Origin of the sequence: Rathayibacter sp. AY1A4 (assembly GCF_002930955.1) — a bacterium.
Taxonomy (GTDB): domain Bacteria; phylum Actinomycetota; class Actinomycetes; order Actinomycetales; family Microbacteriaceae; genus Rathayibacter.
In genome coordinates, this window is the sequence record NZ_PSTN01000010.1 from 78,636 (window position 1) to 93,131 (window position 14,496).

Genomic DNA, 14,496 nt, shown 5'->3' on the forward strand with positions numbered 1-14,496 from the left:
GGCATCCTGGCAGATCCAGTCGGCGCGGGACGATTCCGACATGGACAGTCTCCCCGTCACCGATCGCACCCGCGTCTCCCGTCTCCGCGACCGCCAGCGCACCGATCCCGCCGAGCTGCACGCCCTGCTCGACGAGGCGCTCGTCGCCCACGTCGCCGTCGTGCGGGACGGCGCCGCGATCGTGCTGCCGATCCTCTTCGCCCGCGACGGCGACTCCCTCCTGCTGCACGGGTCGAGCGGCGGAGGACTGCTGCGGGAGGCGGCGCGGCACTCGCTCCTCACCGCCTCGGTCACGCTGGTCGACGGACTGGTCGTCGCCCGCTCCACCTTCGACAGCTCGATGAACTACCGCTCGGCGATGGTGATCGGCCGGGCTGAGGCGCTGGAGGGCGAGGAGAAGGCGCGGGCCCTCGATCTGCTGGTGGCACGCCTCCTCCCGGGGCGCGACGAGGAGGTGCGAGCGAGCACCGCCCGCGAGATCGCGGCCACGCTGGTGCTGCGCCTCCCCCTGGCCGAGGCGAGCCTGAAGGTGCGCGCGCACGGAGCCGGCGACGAGCCGGAGGCCGGGGTCTGGGCGGGCGTCGTGCCGCTGGTCACCCGCACGCTCGCGCCGGTGCCGGCGGAGGAGGGCGTCGCGGTCCCGGAGTCGGTCCGCCGCTTCAGCGCTGCGGTCGACGGCGCGGTGCCACCCTGGCGCTGAGCGGACCGGCCGTCGCGGTGCGGTCCGCTACTTGGCGTCCTGACGGGGGAAGACGACCTTCTGCACGACGATGATCACCGAGGCCGCGACCGGGATCGCGACCAGGGCGCCGAGCACGCCCGCGATGGTGCCGCCCGCCACCGCCGCGATCACGACGACCGCACCGGGGACCGAGACGGCCTTGTTCATGATGCGGGGGCTGAGGAGGTACGCCTCGACCTGCATGTAGACGAGGTAGTAGATCGCGGCGACCAGCGCGGTCAGCGGCGAGGCCAGGAGGCAGGCGAGCGAGATGATCACGGCGCCCGAGAGCGTGCCGACCAGCGGGATCAGGGAGCCGAGGAACGCGACGCAGGCCAGCAGCGCCGGCACCGGGGCGCCGATCGAGAGCAGCAGGATGAACGTGAGCACGCCGTTCACGCCGGCGAGCGAGACCTGGCCGACCACGTAGCGGCCCACGGCGCCGGTGATCTCGTCGCCGACCTCGTGCGCCTTCGCGCGGTGCGAGGCGGGGGCGAAGCGGTAGGCGACGGCCTTCATGGAGCGCAGCGACGCGAGGAAGTACAGCGTCAGGATCAGCACGATGACGGCGCCGGTCACGCCGCTGGCGATCCCGGTCCCGACCGCGATCAGTCCGCCGCCGAGCGAGAGCAGGTTGTTGGGGTTGCCGATGAAGCTCTGGACGCTCTCGATCAGCTCGTCGATGTCGATCACGCCGCGCAGCTGCTGCTCGAGGTCGAGCACCCACTGCTGCGAGGCGATGTCGGTGACGATCTGCGGGGCGCTCGTGACGAACATCGTCAGCTGCTCGACAAGGATCGGGATGATGTAGACCAGCAGGCCGGCGAAGATCAGCACCACCGCGGCGAAGACCGCCGTGATCGCGAGCGGCCTCGGCAGGCGCTTGCTCTCGAGCCAGGAGACCAGCGGATCGAGGCCGAGCGCGAAGAACAGCGCCACGAAGATGTAGGTCAGCACCGTGCCCAGCTGCACGACGAGGCCGCCCAGGACGAGCGCCACCAGCACGCCGAGCGCGCCGAACAGGCCGATGCGGAAGGAGCGGATCGTGAAGACCGGCTTCTCCGGGTCGGCGGAGACCACGATGTCCGGCTCGACCGCGGGCTGGGCGGGTGCCGACCGGCGCCGGCGGGAGCGGGCGAAGGCGCGCGGGGTCATCATGGGACGAGCGTAGCGGGGCGCCGGGAGGCCGCCCGGCGACCGGCCCACCCTTGACGCGGCCGTTCGAGCGGTGCTCCCGCCCGCTCAGCCCTCCGGATCGTGGTCGTCGACCGCGCCGTCGCCCCGGTGCAGAGCGGCGTGCCGCTCCCACTCGGTGAGCAGGTGCTCGATCGCCTCGTGGAAGCGCCGCGTGGCCGCTCCGGGCGACGTGTCGCCGAAGTAGCGGTGCACCCAGCGCTCCAGCCGCTCGACCGACTCCGGATCGTGCTCGGCGCTGTCGATCCGCGCGATGATCGCGGAGGCGTCCTCGGCGAGCAGCCACTCCGCGTCGCCGAGGTAGCCGCTCTCGTCGACCTCCGCTTCGGCGCTGACGGGCCGGGTGACCAGCAGCGGGCGCCCCGTTGCCAGCCGGTCGTAGACCATCGCCGACACGTCGAGGATCGCGAGGTCGGCGGCGGCGAGCTGCCAGCCGAGCTCGGCACCGGTGTCGTGCACGTGACCGGCGCGCGGATCGGCCGCGTTGGCGGCGGCGATCATCGCAACGATCGCCCGGTCGGCCGCGGCGTAGTCGGAGTCGACCGCGCCGCTGCGGGGATGCGGGCGGTAGACGAGCCGGAACCGCGGGTCGGCCAGGAGCCCGCGCACAAGGGCCGTGCCGTGGCTCCGGATCGAGCCGTAGCCCGCGGCGGGGCGGTCGCCCTCCCAGGTCGGCGCATAGAGCACCACGCGGCGCTCGTCGGACGTGAACGGCACGGCGCCGGCGAAGTGGTCCGCCTGAGGACGGCCGATGGCGAGGGCGCGCCTGTCGAAGTCGTAGTCCCAGAGCACGCGGCGCAGCCGGGCCAGGGCGGCGTCCCCGGCGATCATGCTGTAGTCGTACGCCTTGAACTGGTTCGTCGTCATGTACATCTTGTCGCTCTCGCCGTGGTTGACGAAGACGTGCCAGCGGCGCCCGTAGCGCATCATCTGGAAGTTGCGGGCGTTCTGGTTGACGTAGAGCACGATCCGCAGCGGCTGGCTCGCGATGGTGCCCTCGAGGTCGGAGACGGAGCGGACGTAGGCGACCGGGACCGGGCTCTCGCGCAGCAGCACCTCCGCGGCGCCGGCGTTGCGGCTGAGCAGCACGACCGGGTGCGTCTCCGCCAGCTCGGCCAGCGGCCGGTACCACTGCCGCAGCTGGTACAGGTTGATGTCGCCGTCGGCGAAGTAGACGCCGATCTCGAACCGGCCCTCGGGCAGCGGCCCGCGCTCCGCGAGCAGCCGGGTCACCGCGTGGCGGGCCCGGCGAGCCGCGAGCAGCTCGCCGCCCACCTTGCGCGCGAGTCGCGCGTCGGTGCGGAGGCGGGCGATCAGGGCACGGGGAGCGGGAGTCATCCGCCCCAGGGTACCGGCGACGGCCCCCGCGCCGGGGGCGTCGCGCGGGCCGATCAGGCCGGGGTCACCCTCAGCCAGACGAACTGCAGCGGAGCGAGACGGAAGCCCTCGCGCAGGTCGACCGCGATCTCGGTGACCAGGTCGACCGCCTCCGCGGCGAACCCGCCGAACCGCTCGGCCGCGACCTCCTGGACCTCGTCCGACACGTTCGCGAGCACGAGCACCGACTCCCCGTCGCCGGGGCGCTGGTAGCCGAGCACGTGGTCGTTGACCGGGTCGAAGACGCTCAGCTCGGTGCCCGCGAACATCGGCACGGCCTTGCGCACGGCGATGAGGTGCAGCAGCCCGCCGAAGACCTCGCTCGCGGCCGTCCCCGGGACCTCGCGCTCGTCGTAGCGCTCCGCGGGGCGGCGCGGCCGGTTCACCCAGCGCGAGTCGCCGGCCGTCGTCGGGTCGTCGAGGTAGCCGTGGTCGTTGAGCTGGCCGACCTCGTCGCCGAGGTAGAGCAGCGGCAGCCCCCCGGTGCTCAGGGCGATCGAGTGCGCGAGCAGCACGCGATCGATCCCGTAGGCGTCGCCCGCCTCCACTCCGGCGAGGGACGCGGTGGTGCCCGAGACGCGGCGGTCGCCGGTGCGCGGGTTCTCCTGGAACGGCACTCCGCGGGCGAAGGTGCCGTCGAACCGGTCCGTGTAGAAGTCGTTGAGGAAGCGCCGGTGACCGGCCGCGTCGATCCCGAGCTCGGCGGCGTCCTCGTCGGCGAAGGTCCAGCCGATGTCGTCGTGCCCGCGCACGTAGTTGACCCAGGCCGTGCCCTCGGGGAGGGCGTGCCGGCGCTCGAGGGCCTGCGAGAGGAGACGGACGTCGCGGGTGGCGAGCGCCTCCCAGGTGAGCGCCATCTGCAGCGGGTTGTACGAGAGCTGGCACTCCTCGACGTCGATGTACTCGATCACCTCGTCGGGGTGCACGATCGCCTCGGACTTGAACAGCAGCGCCGGAGCGGCCAGGCGGCAGACCTCGTTGAACGCGCGCAGCAGCAGGTGCGCCTGCGGCTGCGACTCGCAGGTGGTGCCGAGCTCCTTCCAGATGAACGCGACCGCGTCCATCCTCAGGGCGTCGATCCCCTGGTTGGCGAGGAAGAGCATCTCTCCCGCCATCGCCCGGAACACCTCGGGGTTGGAGTAGTTGAGGTCCCACTGGTAGCGGTGGAACGTAGCCCAGACCCAGCGCCCGTCCTCCAGCTGCACGAAGGAGCCGGGATGGTCGTCCGGGAAGATCTCGCGGGTCGTGCGCTCGAAGGCGTCGGGCTGCTCCCGGTCCGGGTAGATCCAGTAGTAGTCCTCGAAGCGCTGCTCGCCGGCGAGCGCGCGCTGCGCCCACTCGTGCTCGTTCGAGGTGTGGTTGAAGACGAAGTCGACCACGAGTGCGATGCCCTGCTCGCGCAGCTCGGAGGCCAGCCCGCGGAGCTGCTCCATGTCGCCGAGGTCCGGCCGCACGCGCCGGTAGCTCGAGACCGCGTAGCCCCCGTCCGACTCGCCCTCGGGCGCATCGAAGAGCGGCATCAGGTGCAGGTAGTTCAGGCCGATCTCGCGGAAGTACGGGATCTCGGCGCGCAGCCCCTCGAGGTCGCCCGCGTAGCGGTCGACGTAGCAGACCCCGCCCAGAGCCTTGTTCGAGAGGAACCAGGTCGGGTGCTGCTCGCGGGCGCGGTCGAGCGCGCGGAGCTCCTCGGGCCGCTCCTCCCAGGAGGCGGCGGCGAGCTCGACGATCGCGACGAGCTGGTCCTCGAGGTCGTCGCGGCCGGCGTACACCGTGGCGAGCAGATCGACCAGGCGCGGGAGGTGCTCGTCGAGGCGGCCGGAGAACTCGTCGTCGACGGCGCCGAGGCGCTCGCGGACCGTCGTGAGGAGGTCCGGTCCGGCAGGGGTCGCCTCCGCCTCGGCGCGCTCGGGCGGGGAGAGCTGGGTCGAATCGAACACCGTCGTCCTTTCGGGGGCCCCGGCGGGGGCGGATTCCCCGATGCTAGACGATCGGCGGACGCCCGGCGAACGCCATCCGGAGCACCGTGCGGGCCGAGAGGACGCGCCGGCCGCCCGGATCCGAGCGCCATCCCTCCCGCCAGCCGGCGAACCAGGCGCGCAGGGCGGTCGGGTCGCGACGCCAGCGGAGGCACTGGATCGCCGTCCAGGACCCCACGTAGACGAGCGCCAGAGGTGCGGCGAGGTTGCGGCGGGCGAGCCAGACGCGGTTGCGCGCGTTCAGCCGGTAGTAGTCGGCGTGACGGGTCGGCTGGATGACCGGGTGCTGGGCGACGAGCTCTCCCGCGTACCAGGCGGTGCGGCCCGTGTCCCAGACCCGCCAGGCCAGCTCGATGCCCTCGTGGGCGTAGAAGAACGGAGCCGCCCAGCCGCCCGTCCGGGCGAACACGTCGCGCCGCAGCACGACCGCTCCCTCCCAGACCGAGAAGACGGGGCCGGAGCGGCGGGGGTCGCCCTTGAGGATCCGCGGGATCCAGCGCCGCGGGCTCGGCGTGCCGTCCGTGCTGTCGACGCGGGGCTGCACCAGGCCGATGCGGCGGTTCGAGGCGAGCAGCGCGACCGCGTCGACGAGGAAGCGGGGGGACGGGATCCGGGCGTCGTCGTCGAGGAAGAAGAGGTACTCGCCCGCGACGGCGTCGACTCCGGCGTTCCGGCCCGCCGGGATGCCGAGGTTCTCGGGGAGCGCCAGGGCGCGCACTCCCTCGGGCAGGCCGTCCGGCTCCCAGCCGTTGCCGACGCAGACGACGTCCAGCTCGACGCCCTCCTGCGCGAGGACGCCGGCCAGCCCCGTGGCGAGGTCGTCGGGCCGGGTCCCCTGCGTCAGGACGACGACGCCGACCCGCGGCTCAGGAGCGGACACGCTTGGACGCCATGATCGCGACGAAGTGGCCGACCAGGGCGAGGAGGGCGAGCGGCAGCAGCGCCCCCACGAGGACCCGGTCGGCCGTGCCCGCTCCGACGACGAGGCCCACGAGGGCGGTCGCGAAGGCCAGCATCGTCAGCTCGACGGAGTGGTAGAGGCGGTGGAAGGGCAGGAAGCGGGCCGCGCGGCGAAGCCCCGCCAGCCCGGACGAGGACGGCACCGCCTCGCCCTTCGTGTCGGCCAGCTTCGTGAGACCGGCGTTCGCGCGCGCCACGTGCACCATGTCGTTGAGCGCCTTGTTGAGGACGATCACCAGGGCCAGGGCGAAGCCGATCGTGGTCCAGAGGAAGTCCGCCGGCGCCTCGAACGGGACGCCCGCCGCTCGCAGCCCGAGCGCGATCGGGATCAGCGCCTCGGTCGTGTAGTGCCCGACCTTGTCGAGGAACACGCCCCCCGGCGAGGACGTGCGGCGCCAGCGCGCGACCTCGCCGTCGCAGCAGTCCACCAGCATCTGCAGCTGGCCGAGGAGCAGCGCCAGCGCCGCTCCGGCGATCCCCGGGATCAGGAGGGCTGCCGCCGCGCTCCAGCCGACCAGGATCATCAGCCCGGTGACGCCGTTCGCCGAGATCGAGGTCTTCAGCAGCAGCCAGGTCAGGTAGGGCGAGAAGCGGCGCAGGTAGAGCGACGCCGTCCAGTGCTCGGCGTTGCGGCGCCCGCGCACCTCCGGGGGCTGCGTGACGGCGCGCAGCTCGGCGATGGAGCGGGGTCTCGTCGTCGTGGTCATGCGCCCCTCGGCGAGTCGGACCGCGGCTGGTGGCGGTGGGCGGAGATGTTGCTGGTCAGCCCGGCGAAGCCGAGCACGAAGCCGGTCCCCCAGGCCACGTGGACCGCCGGGATGACCACGGCGAACCACAGCATCGCACGCGCGCCGTCCGGCCGCGCGACCACGAGAGTGGCCGCCGCCACCAGGAGGAGGTAGGCGGCGGGCACCGCGAATCCGAGCAGGAGCCAGGGCGCGGCTCCGGCGAGCGCCTGGACGACTCCCGCCAGCCCGACGAGCAGCCCGATGGCGAGCATGGCGACGAGCACGGGCGGAGCGAAGTAGCGCAGCGACCGCGAGGCCGGGAACATCCGGGTGAGCTCGCCGCGCCACATCCCGGTCGAGAGGAACTGCCGGAGCAGCGCGCGCATCGAGGGCCGCGGCCGGTAGGTGACGGTGAGGCGCGGAGTGAACCAGACGACCTCGCCGCGCTCGCGCAGCCGCCGGTTCAGCTCCCAGTCCTGCCCGCGCTTGAAGCGCTCGTCGAACAGGCCGGCGCGCTCGAGGGCGGAGCGGCGGAAGACGCCGAGGTACACCGTGTCGGCCGGGCCCTCCTCGCCTCCCACGTGGTGGGGCGTGCCGCCCAGGCCGATGCGGGAGCCGTACGCCCGGGCGACCGCGCGCTGGAACGGGGTGAGGCCCTCCGCCGCCATCACTCCGCCGACGTTCGCCGCTCCGGAGCGCTGCAGCGCCTCGACCGCCGTGCGCGCGTACTCGGGCGGCAGGACGGAGTGCGCGTCGACCCGGACGACGACCGGGTGACGCGAGGCGCGGATCGCGGCGTTGAGGCCCGCAGGAGTGGAGCCGACCTCGTTCGGCACGACGCGGATCCGCGGATCGGCCGCGCTCAGCTCGGCGACGAGCTGCTCCGTGCCGTCGATGCTCGGGGCGACGGCGAGGACGACGTCGAAGGGGCCGGTGTAGTCCTGGTGCAGCAGCGAGTCGACCGCGGCGCGCACGTGCGCGACCTCGTTGAGGACGGGCATGACGTAGGAGACGCCGGGCAGGTCGGAGAGGTCGTCTTCCGGGATCTCGTGCTGCATGGGTCCAGTTCGTGCGGGAGGAGCGCGGGCGCAGGGATCCACCACCCTACCAGCGGGGAGCGCCGCGCCCCGGGCCGGGCCCGGACGCGGAACAGCCCCCCGGGACGGATCCTCGAGGGGCTGTGCGCGGTGGCGGAGCACAGCCCCCCGGGGACGGATCCTCGAGGGGCTGTGCGCGGCGGCGGAGCACAGCCCCCCGGGGACGGATCCTCGAGGGGCTGTGCGCGGTGGCGGAGCACAGCCCCCCGGGGACGGATCCTCGAGGGGCTGTGCGCGGTGGCGGAGCACAGCCCGCCGGGGACGGATCCTCGAGGGGCTGTGCGCGGCGGCGGAGGGTCAGCCGGCGGCCATCTGGCCGAGCGTCGCCTTCGCCTGGTAGCTCTGGCCGTTGCGGACGTAGGTCAGCTCGACCGCGGCGTTCGCGGCCTGCGCGCGGACCTGCGCAGTGAGGTCGGACGCGCTCGTGATCGGAGTGCTGTCGATCGCGGTGATGATGTCGCCCTTGGCGAGACCGGCCGCCTGCGCGGCACCGCCTCCGGAGACCTCCTCGATGCGGGCGCCGAGGACGTCCGCGGTCGAGTCGGAGACGCTCGCGCCGAGCAGGCCGTGCGAGGCGGAGCCGTTCGCGATGATCTCCTTCGCGATGCGCTCGGCGATCGCGCTGGGGATCGCAAAGCCGACTCCGATGTTGCCGGACTGGCCGCTCGAGGAGGACTGGCCGGCGCTCGCGATCGCGACGTTCACGCCGATCAGCTCGCCGTCGCTGTCGAGCAGCGCGCCGCCGGAGTTGCCCGGGTTGATCGCCGCGTCGGTCTGGATGACGGGCAGCGAGATGGTGCTCTTCGCCTGGGTCGGCGCCTGCTGGCCCGGGATGTCGAAGTTGAACGGGCTCTCGGTGCCGCCGCTCGAGCTGTCGCCCGAGTCGTCCGGAGCCGCTGAGGAGGCGACCTGGATGCTGCGGTTGAGCGCGCTGACGATGCCGTCGGTCACGGTGCCGGAGAGGCCGAGCGGGGCGCCGATGGCGACCGCCGTGTCGCCCACGTTGATCTTGGTGGAGTCCGCGAACGTCATCGGGCTGAGGTCGGTCGCGCCGGTCAGCTTGATGACGGCGAGGTCGAGGGTCGGGTCGGTGCCGACGACGGTCGCGTCGAAGATCCGGCCGTCGCTGGTGGTGACCGAGACGGTGCCGTTCGCGATCTCGCCGTCGAGGGTGACCACGTGGGTGTTGGTCAGGACGTAGCCGTCCTTCGAGAGCACGATGCCGGATCCGGTGCCGGCGGACGAGCTGCCGCTCACCGCGATGGTGACGACGCTCGGAGTGGCCTTGGCGGCGACCGCGGTGGCGGTCGTGGCGTCCTCGGCGTTGTTGACCGTGATCGTCTGCGAGCCGCCGGCGGAGACCACGCGGGTCCCGCCGCCGTTGGAGGCGGACCAGAGGCCGAACACGCCGGCTCCCGCGACTCCGCCCACGACCGCGCCGATGGCGAGCGCCGCGACGACGCCCACTCCGGCTCGGCGCTTCGTGGCGGTGGGGGCGGGGGTGTACTCGGCGCCCGGGCCGAAGGGGCTCGAGGAGGGCGGCTCCTCGGAGCCGTGCAGGGTGTTCGCAGCGGGCGGCGCGTACTGCCCGTAGCGGGCGGGCTGGGAGACGGGCTGCGCCTCGTTGCCGGCCGTCGCGTTCGGCGTGTACGGCGGCCGGGGGGCCGAGGAGGAGGGGTAGGGGACGGTCGGGTTCTCGCTCTCGCGGTGCTCTCCGCCCCGGTGGATCGGCTCGGTGGGCCCGGTGGTCGAGGACGACGCTCCGGAGCTCTCGCCGGGGGTGCGCTCGGTCGCCTCTCGGGCGCCGGACTCCGTCGGCGTGGTGGGTTCCTCCGGCTGACGAGGACCCTCGTGACTCTCGGTCATGGGTGCTGCTCCTTCCAAGCGGGGATAGCTTGGCGATCGTACCTGGGGGTTTCTTATGACGGGCCTGCGAGCGGGAAATGAAACCGGCCGGACTGCTCGAGCGGGCACACTGGGCACGTGAGCATTCCCGGATCCTGGTCCCGCGCCGCGGCGGGCGCCGGCCTCCTCGGCCCCGGCGGCGAGGTCGCCGCCACCGTCTTCAGCGAGATGAGCGCGCTCGCCCTGCGCACCGGAGCGGTGAACCTCGGCCAGGGCTTCCCGGACGAGGACGGCCCGCGCGAGATCCTCGACGCCGCGCGCGACGCCATCGCGTCCGGGCTCAACCAGTACCCGCCGGGTCCCGGCTTCCCCGTCCTGCGCGAGGCGATCGCCGCGCACCGGCTGCGCTTCTCCGGGATCGCCCTCGACCCCGACGGCGAGGTCCTCGTCACCACGGGCGCCACCGAGGCCCTGGCCGCGGCTCTGCTGGGCCTGCTCGAGCCGGGCGACGAGGTCGTCACCTTCACGCCCCACTACGACGCCTACGGAGCCCTGATCGCCCTCGCCGGAGGGGTGCATCGCACCGTGCTCCTGCGCGGCCCCTCCTTCGCGGTCGACCACGACGAGCTGACCGCCGCAGTGAGCGACCGCACGCGCGTCATCCTGGTGAACGACCCGCACAACCCGACCGGTGCCGTCCTCCCGGCCGAGACCCGCGAGCTGATCGTGCGGCTCGCCGAGCGGCACGACGCCGTGATCCTGACGGACGAGGTCTACGAGCACCTGCGCTTCGACACTCCGCACGTCCCGCTGGCCTCCCTTCCCGGAGCCTTCGAGCGGACGCTCTCCGTCTCCTCGGCGGGCAAGACCTTCAGCACCACGGGCTGGAAGATCGGCTGGGTCACGGGCCCGCGCGAGCTGATCACGGCCGTCCTCGCCGTGAAGCAGTTCCTCACCTATGTCAGCGGCTCGCCGTTCCAGGGGGCCGTCGCCCTCGGGCTCGGGCTCCCGGACGCCTTCTTCACCGGCGCGGCGCAGACGCTGGCGGCCAAGAAGGACCTGCTGTCGGCGGGCCTGGCTGCTGCGGGCTTCGGCGTCGCGCCCTCCTCGGGCGGCTACTTCGTCGTCGCGGACGCGGCACCGCTCGGCTACGACGACGGGGTCGAGCTCTGCCGGGCGCTCCCGGATCTCGCGGGAGTGGTGGCGGTGCCCGTGTCGGCGTTCTGCCGCCCCGAGGACGCCGCTCCCTACCGCTCGATCGTCCGCTTCGCCTTCTGCAAGCGGTTCGAGGTGCTGGAGACCGCGGTCGCGGGCCTCGCCCGCATGGCGCGCTGAGGAGCCGGCCTCAGCGGATTCGGTCGGATGCCCGGCGCCGTCGGGCCGGGGGCGGCGGTCAGAGCGGCAGCACCCGGAAGCGCCGCAGCGCCAGAGCGGGGTTCTTCGCGCGCGCCGCGTCGATCCGCTCGCGCGAGACCCAGGCGACGGCGACATCCTCGACCTCGCCGAGGGTGACGGTCTCGACGCCCATCGGATCGACGATCATGCTCGTGCCGACCCCGATCGGCGGGGTCTGGTCGGCTGCGACGAGGTACACCGTGTTCTCGAGCGCGCGGGCGGTGACCAGCGTCCGCCAGTGCGCCTCCTTGAGCGGGCCGCGAACCCACTCGGCCGGTGCCGCGATGACGTCGACCCCGGCGTCGACCAGCCAGCGGCTGACCTCCGGGAAGCGCAGGTCGTAGCAGGTCTGCAGCCCGACGACGAGGCCGCCGACCTCGAACGTCTCGGGTGCGGCGATCTCCCCCGCGGCGACCCACTCCGACTCGGTCTGGCCGAAGGCGTCGTACAGGTGCAGCTTGCGGTAGCGGGCCACGAGCGCGCCCTCGGGGTCGAGCGCGACGAGCGTGTTCGCGATGCGGCGCCCGTCCACCGCCTCGACCATGCCCGCCACGAGGTGGATCCGGAGCTCGCGCGCGAGCGCCGCGAGAGCCGTGACGAACGGGCCGTCGAGCGCCTCGCCCGCCGCGACCAGCTCTGGCCCGAGCGGATCGGTGAAGGCGGAGCTGTACTCCGGCAGCACCACCATGCTCGCGCCGCGCTCGGCGGCGATCCGGGCCAGGCGCTCGATCGTCGCGATGTTCGCCTCCCGGTCCGACGAGGGGGCGAACTGCGCCACGGCCATGCCGACGGCGCCGGTCATCAGCTCGGCGGGTAGAGGAAGAGGGCGACCTGGGAGGCCGGGATGGTGCGCTTGTGGTACGCGTGGTCGTTGCCCCAGTTGTACTCCTCGAGCGAGACCGTGCCGTCGGAGTTGACGGCCTGCACGTAGGCGACGTGGTTGCCGGTGAACCAGGCGACCGCGCCGGGGACGGGCGTGCTGCTGGTCACCCAGCCGTGTGAGGCCCACTGGCCGGCCCACGCGTAGGCGCTGCCTCCGCCCGGGGTCATGTTGCCCCAGGTCCACTTGAAGGGTGCGCTCGTCGAGCCCTGGTCGCGGTTGATCCGCCAGGCGACGAAGTCGACGCACTCGCGGTAGTAGTACCGCAGCGGCGAGAGGCCGCCGCCCTGGTCGTCGGTGAGCTGGTCGCGCCAGGGGTAGTCGTCGCCCTCCTCGCGGGGCGTGACCGAGGTGCTGGTGCCGCCGCTGCCCGCGGCGGCGCCGTCCGCGCCGGTCGTGCCTGCCGCGGCCTGCGCCTCCTGGGCGAGGCGGGCGGTCTCGGCGTCGCGGGCGGCCTGCTCGGCAGCGGCGAGCGCGCGCGCCTGGGCGGCCGCCTCGTCGAGCTGGGCCTGGGTCGGTGCGGTGAAGGAGTCGCGGATGACCTGCTCCTGGACCGCGGTCGGCGCGACGGTGAGCTTCTGGTTGCCGAGCGCCTGCACGCGGGCGGCGGCCTCGACGGCGGCCTGCGAATCGGGTGCCGGGTCGAAGGAGTAGGCGGGGAGCGCGGAGACCGCCACGAGGCCCGCGATGGCGGCGAGGGCGACCGTGCTGACGGTCGCGCGGAAGACACGGCCCCGGCGGCGCCGCACGGGGCGGACGGGCGTGAGGACCGGAGTGGTGACGCCTGCTGCGGGCAGCGCGTGCGGCGCCTGCCGCGGGCTCCGCCGGGTCGGGCGGTCGCCGAGCCCCTCGTTCGAGCCGTCGTCCCCGCGTTCGTCCCTCACAGCAGCACCCCTCGCATCGGGGTCGAGCCTAACGTGCGGGCCGGTCCGGCACACGCGCCGGCGCGGAGCGTCGGGAGGCCGGTCCGCGGATGCGGGTCGCGCGAGCCCGGCACGAAGTCGGCGGCGGCGCCGGGCGGATCCGACGGTGACGCGGACGGGCGACCGGAGTAGCGTCCGGAGCGGAGCGGGCGCGACGGTGCGGCCGCGGGACGGAGGACGGCGATGATCCGGAGCGAGAGGGCCTTCAGCGGCTTCAGCGTGGACGACGTGGAGGCGGCGCGGGCCTTCTACGGCGGAGTGCTCGGGCTCGAGGTCGAGCTGAACGCGATGGGGATCCTCGACATCCGGCTGCCGGGCGGAGGCCGCGCGATCGCGTACCCGAAGCCGGACCACGAGCCGGCGTCGTTCACGATCCTGAACTTCTCGGTGGAGGACGTCGACGCGGCGGTCGCCGAGCTGCACGCGGCAGGCGTCACCACGGCGATCTACGACGACCCGTCGCTGCCGACCGATGCGGACGGAGTGATGCGCGGCCACGGGCCGACGATCTGCTGGTTCCGCGATCCGGCGGGCAACGTGCTGAGCGTGATCGAGGGCGACTGAGGTCTCGGCCCGCGCACTGTCAGCCGCGGGAAGCACGTCCGCGACCCGTGTTAACGACGAAAGCCGGCCCTTCTCAGGACCGGCTTTCGCTTTCTTGTTGCGGGGGCAGGATTTGAACCTACGACCTCTGGGTTATGAGCCCAGCGAGCTACCGAACTGCTCCACCCCGCGGCACAAGAAGAGACATTACACGCGTTCCGGCGCCGATGCAAATCGACGCGGCGGTGGGAGCGGGCTCCGGTCTCAGGCGGGCTTGGCGGCGCGCAGCACGGCGCTCTCGTCCACGCTCAGCCCGACCGCCGTCAGGGCGGCTGCGAGCTCGGACGAGGTGCGCGACCAGGTGCGGACGTCGGCGCCGACGGGAGCGGACGACGACGGGGCGACGAGCACCGCTCCGCCGGGGGCGACGAACCACTCCACCAGCCGCGCCCACTCCTCCAGGTCGGGGAGCCACGAGACGACGCCGGCGCTGCAGAGCACGACGTCGAACGAGTCGGGCTCCGGCAGCATGTGCCGCAGCTCGTAGAGGTTCGCGCAGACGAAGCGGGCGGAGCCGGCGAGGTCCCTGTCCGCGGCGGCGGCGCGTGCTCGGCGCACCGCGGGCATCGAGAAGTCGACGCCCACCACGCGGGCGCCGCGCTCGGCGAGCTCGAGCGCGTCGAGCCCGTCGCCCGAGCCGAGCTGGAGGATCCTCGGCCCAGGGTCGAGGAGCGCCGCGGTGACGAGCTCCGGGTGGAGCGCACCCTCGCCGGTGCGCTCCTCCCAGTACGTGCGGTTCAGCTCGAGCCACTCCCCCGAGCGGAGGTGCTCGCCGCGGTCGACCTGCACCATGCGGG

13 protein-coding genes and 1 tRNA gene are annotated in these 14,496 nt (G+C 73.4%); 3 read left to right on the forward strand and 11 right to left on the reverse strand.

Features of this window, described 5'->3' with window-relative positions:
• Positions 1-40 precede the first annotated feature (40 nt).
• Positions 41-700: a pyridoxamine 5'-phosphate oxidase family protein gene (locus tag C5B92_RS08090; RefSeq protein WP_104226958.1), complete on the forward strand. Its 660-nt coding sequence runs from the start codon at positions 41-43 to the stop codon at positions 698-700.
• Between the two features lie 27 nt (positions 701-727).
• On the opposite strand, the gene C5B92_RS08095 is transcribed toward C5B92_RS08090, so the two are convergent.
• The 7 genes from C5B92_RS08095 to C5B92_RS08125 form a co-directional block, all read right to left on the reverse strand.
• Positions 728-1,879: an AI-2E family transporter gene (locus C5B92_RS08095; protein ID WP_244229611.1), complete on the reverse strand. Its 1,152-nt coding sequence runs from the start codon at positions 1,877-1,879 to the stop codon at positions 728-730.
• A gap of 84 nt (positions 1,880-1,963) precedes the next feature.
• Positions 1,964-3,253, reverse strand: a complete 1,290-nt coding sequence (locus C5B92_RS08100) for a CDP-glycerol glycerophosphotransferase family protein (protein WP_258061314.1) — start codon at positions 3,251-3,253, stop codon at positions 1,964-1,966.
• Positions 3,254-3,306: 53 nt separating this feature from the next.
• The gene (locus tag C5B92_RS08105) at positions 3,307-5,229 is read right to left on the reverse strand and encodes an amylosucrase (RefSeq protein ID WP_104350268.1); all 1,923 of its coding nucleotides are present in this window, start codon (positions 5,227-5,229) and stop codon (positions 3,307-3,309) included.
• Positions 5,230-5,272: 43 nt separating this feature from the next.
• Positions 5,273-6,148 carry a glycosyltransferase family 2 protein gene (locus C5B92_RS08110; RefSeq protein WP_104350269.1) on the reverse strand — a complete coding sequence of 292 codons (876 nt, stop codon included), beginning with the start codon at positions 6,146-6,148 and terminating at the stop codon, positions 5,273-5,275.
• Positions 6,135-6,935 carry a CDP-alcohol phosphatidyltransferase family protein gene (locus C5B92_RS08115; protein WP_104350270.1) on the reverse strand — a complete coding sequence of 267 codons (801 nt, stop codon included), beginning with the start codon at positions 6,933-6,935 and terminating at the stop codon, positions 6,135-6,137. Before C5B92_RS08115 ends, C5B92_RS08110 begins: the two co-directional genes overlap by 14 nt.
• On the reverse strand, positions 6,932-8,014 hold the full coding sequence (locus C5B92_RS08120) for a glycosyltransferase family 2 protein (protein WP_181027226.1): 1,083 nt from the start codon (positions 8,012-8,014) through the stop codon (positions 6,932-6,934). The genes C5B92_RS08115 and C5B92_RS08120 overlap by 4 nt, the downstream gene beginning before the upstream one ends.
• 336 nt (positions 8,015-8,350) lie before the next feature.
• A complete protein-coding gene (locus C5B92_RS08125; protein ID WP_104350271.1) occupies positions 8,351-9,919 on the reverse strand; it encodes a S1C family serine protease in 1,569 nt (522 codons plus the stop codon).
• 117 nt (positions 9,920-10,036) lie between these two features.
• On the opposite strand from C5B92_RS08125, the gene C5B92_RS08130 reads away from it, so the two are divergent.
• A complete protein-coding gene (locus C5B92_RS08130; RefSeq protein ID WP_104350272.1) occupies positions 10,037-11,233 on the forward strand; it encodes an aminotransferase class I/II-fold pyridoxal phosphate-dependent enzyme in 1,197 nt (398 codons plus the stop codon).
• Positions 11,234-11,291: 58 nt separating this feature from the next.
• Here the strand turns inward: C5B92_RS08130 and C5B92_RS08135 are convergent, their stop codons facing one another.
• Both C5B92_RS08135 and C5B92_RS08140 read right to left on the reverse strand, forming a co-directional pair.
• Positions 11,292-12,095: a carbon-nitrogen hydrolase family protein gene (locus tag C5B92_RS08135; RefSeq protein ID WP_104350273.1), complete on the reverse strand. Its 804-nt coding sequence runs from the start codon at positions 12,093-12,095 to the stop codon at positions 11,292-11,294.
• Positions 12,095-13,057, reverse strand: a complete 963-nt coding sequence (locus C5B92_RS08140; protein WP_104350274.1) for a CHAP domain-containing protein — start codon at positions 13,055-13,057, stop codon at positions 12,095-12,097. The genes C5B92_RS08135 and C5B92_RS08140 overlap by 1 nt, the downstream gene beginning before the upstream one ends.
• 222 nt (positions 13,058-13,279) lie before the next feature.
• On the opposite strand from C5B92_RS08140, the gene C5B92_RS08145 reads away from it, so the two are divergent.
• Positions 13,280-13,660: a VOC family protein gene (locus C5B92_RS08145; protein WP_104226951.1), complete on the forward strand. Its 381-nt coding sequence runs from the start codon at positions 13,280-13,282 to the stop codon at positions 13,658-13,660.
• Between the two features lie 97 nt (positions 13,661-13,757).
• Here C5B92_RS08145 and C5B92_RS08150 read toward each other — a convergent pair.
• Together C5B92_RS08150 and C5B92_RS08155 are read right to left on the reverse strand one after the other, a co-directional pair.
• Positions 13,758-13,831 (reverse strand) — tRNA-Met (locus C5B92_RS08150).
• A gap of 72 nt (positions 13,832-13,903) precedes the next feature.
• The gene (locus tag C5B92_RS08155; RefSeq protein ID WP_104350275.1) at positions 13,904-14,491 is read right to left on the reverse strand and encodes a bifunctional 2-polyprenyl-6-hydroxyphenol methylase/3-demethylubiquinol 3-O-methyltransferase UbiG; all 588 of its coding nucleotides are present in this window, start codon (positions 14,489-14,491) and stop codon (positions 13,904-13,906) included.
• Positions 14,492-14,496 lie beyond the last annotated feature (5 nt).

What these genes read in the sequence shown, in the direction of transcription:
- C5B92_RS08120 (WP_181027226.1), bottom strand. Translation starts at nt 8,014, where the DNA reads ATGCAGCACGAGATCCCGGAAGACGACCTCTCCGACCTGCCCGGCGTC.
- C5B92_RS08100 (WP_258061314.1), bottom strand. Translation starts at nt 3,253, where the DNA reads ATGACTCCCGCTCCCCGTGCCCTGATCGCCCGCCTCCGCACCGACGCG.
- C5B92_RS08145 (WP_104226951.1), top strand. Translation starts at nt 13,280, where the DNA reads ATGATCCGGAGCGAGAGGGCCTTCAGCGGCTTCAGCGTGGACGACGTG.
- C5B92_RS08095 (WP_244229611.1), bottom strand. Translation starts at nt 1,879, where the DNA reads ATGATGACCCCGCGCGCCTTCGCCCGCTCCCGCCGGCGCCGGTCGGCA.
- C5B92_RS08125 (WP_104350271.1), bottom strand. Translation starts at nt 9,919, where the DNA reads ATGACCGAGAGTCACGAGGGTCCTCGTCAGCCGGAGGAACCCACCACG.
- C5B92_RS08115 (WP_104350270.1), bottom strand. Translation starts at nt 6,935, where the DNA reads ATGACCACGACGACGAGACCCCGCTCCATCGCCGAGCTGCGCGCCGTC.
- C5B92_RS08090 (WP_104226958.1), top strand. Translation starts at nt 41, where the DNA reads ATGGACAGTCTCCCCGTCACCGATCGCACCCGCGTCTCCCGTCTCCGC.
- C5B92_RS08155 (WP_104350275.1), bottom strand. Translation starts at nt 14,491, where the DNA reads ATGGTGCAGGTCGACCGCGGCGAGCACCTCCGCTCGGGGGAGTGGCTC.
- C5B92_RS08135 (WP_104350273.1), bottom strand. Translation starts at nt 12,095, where the DNA reads ATGACCGGCGCCGTCGGCATGGCCGTGGCGCAGTTCGCCCCCTCGTCG.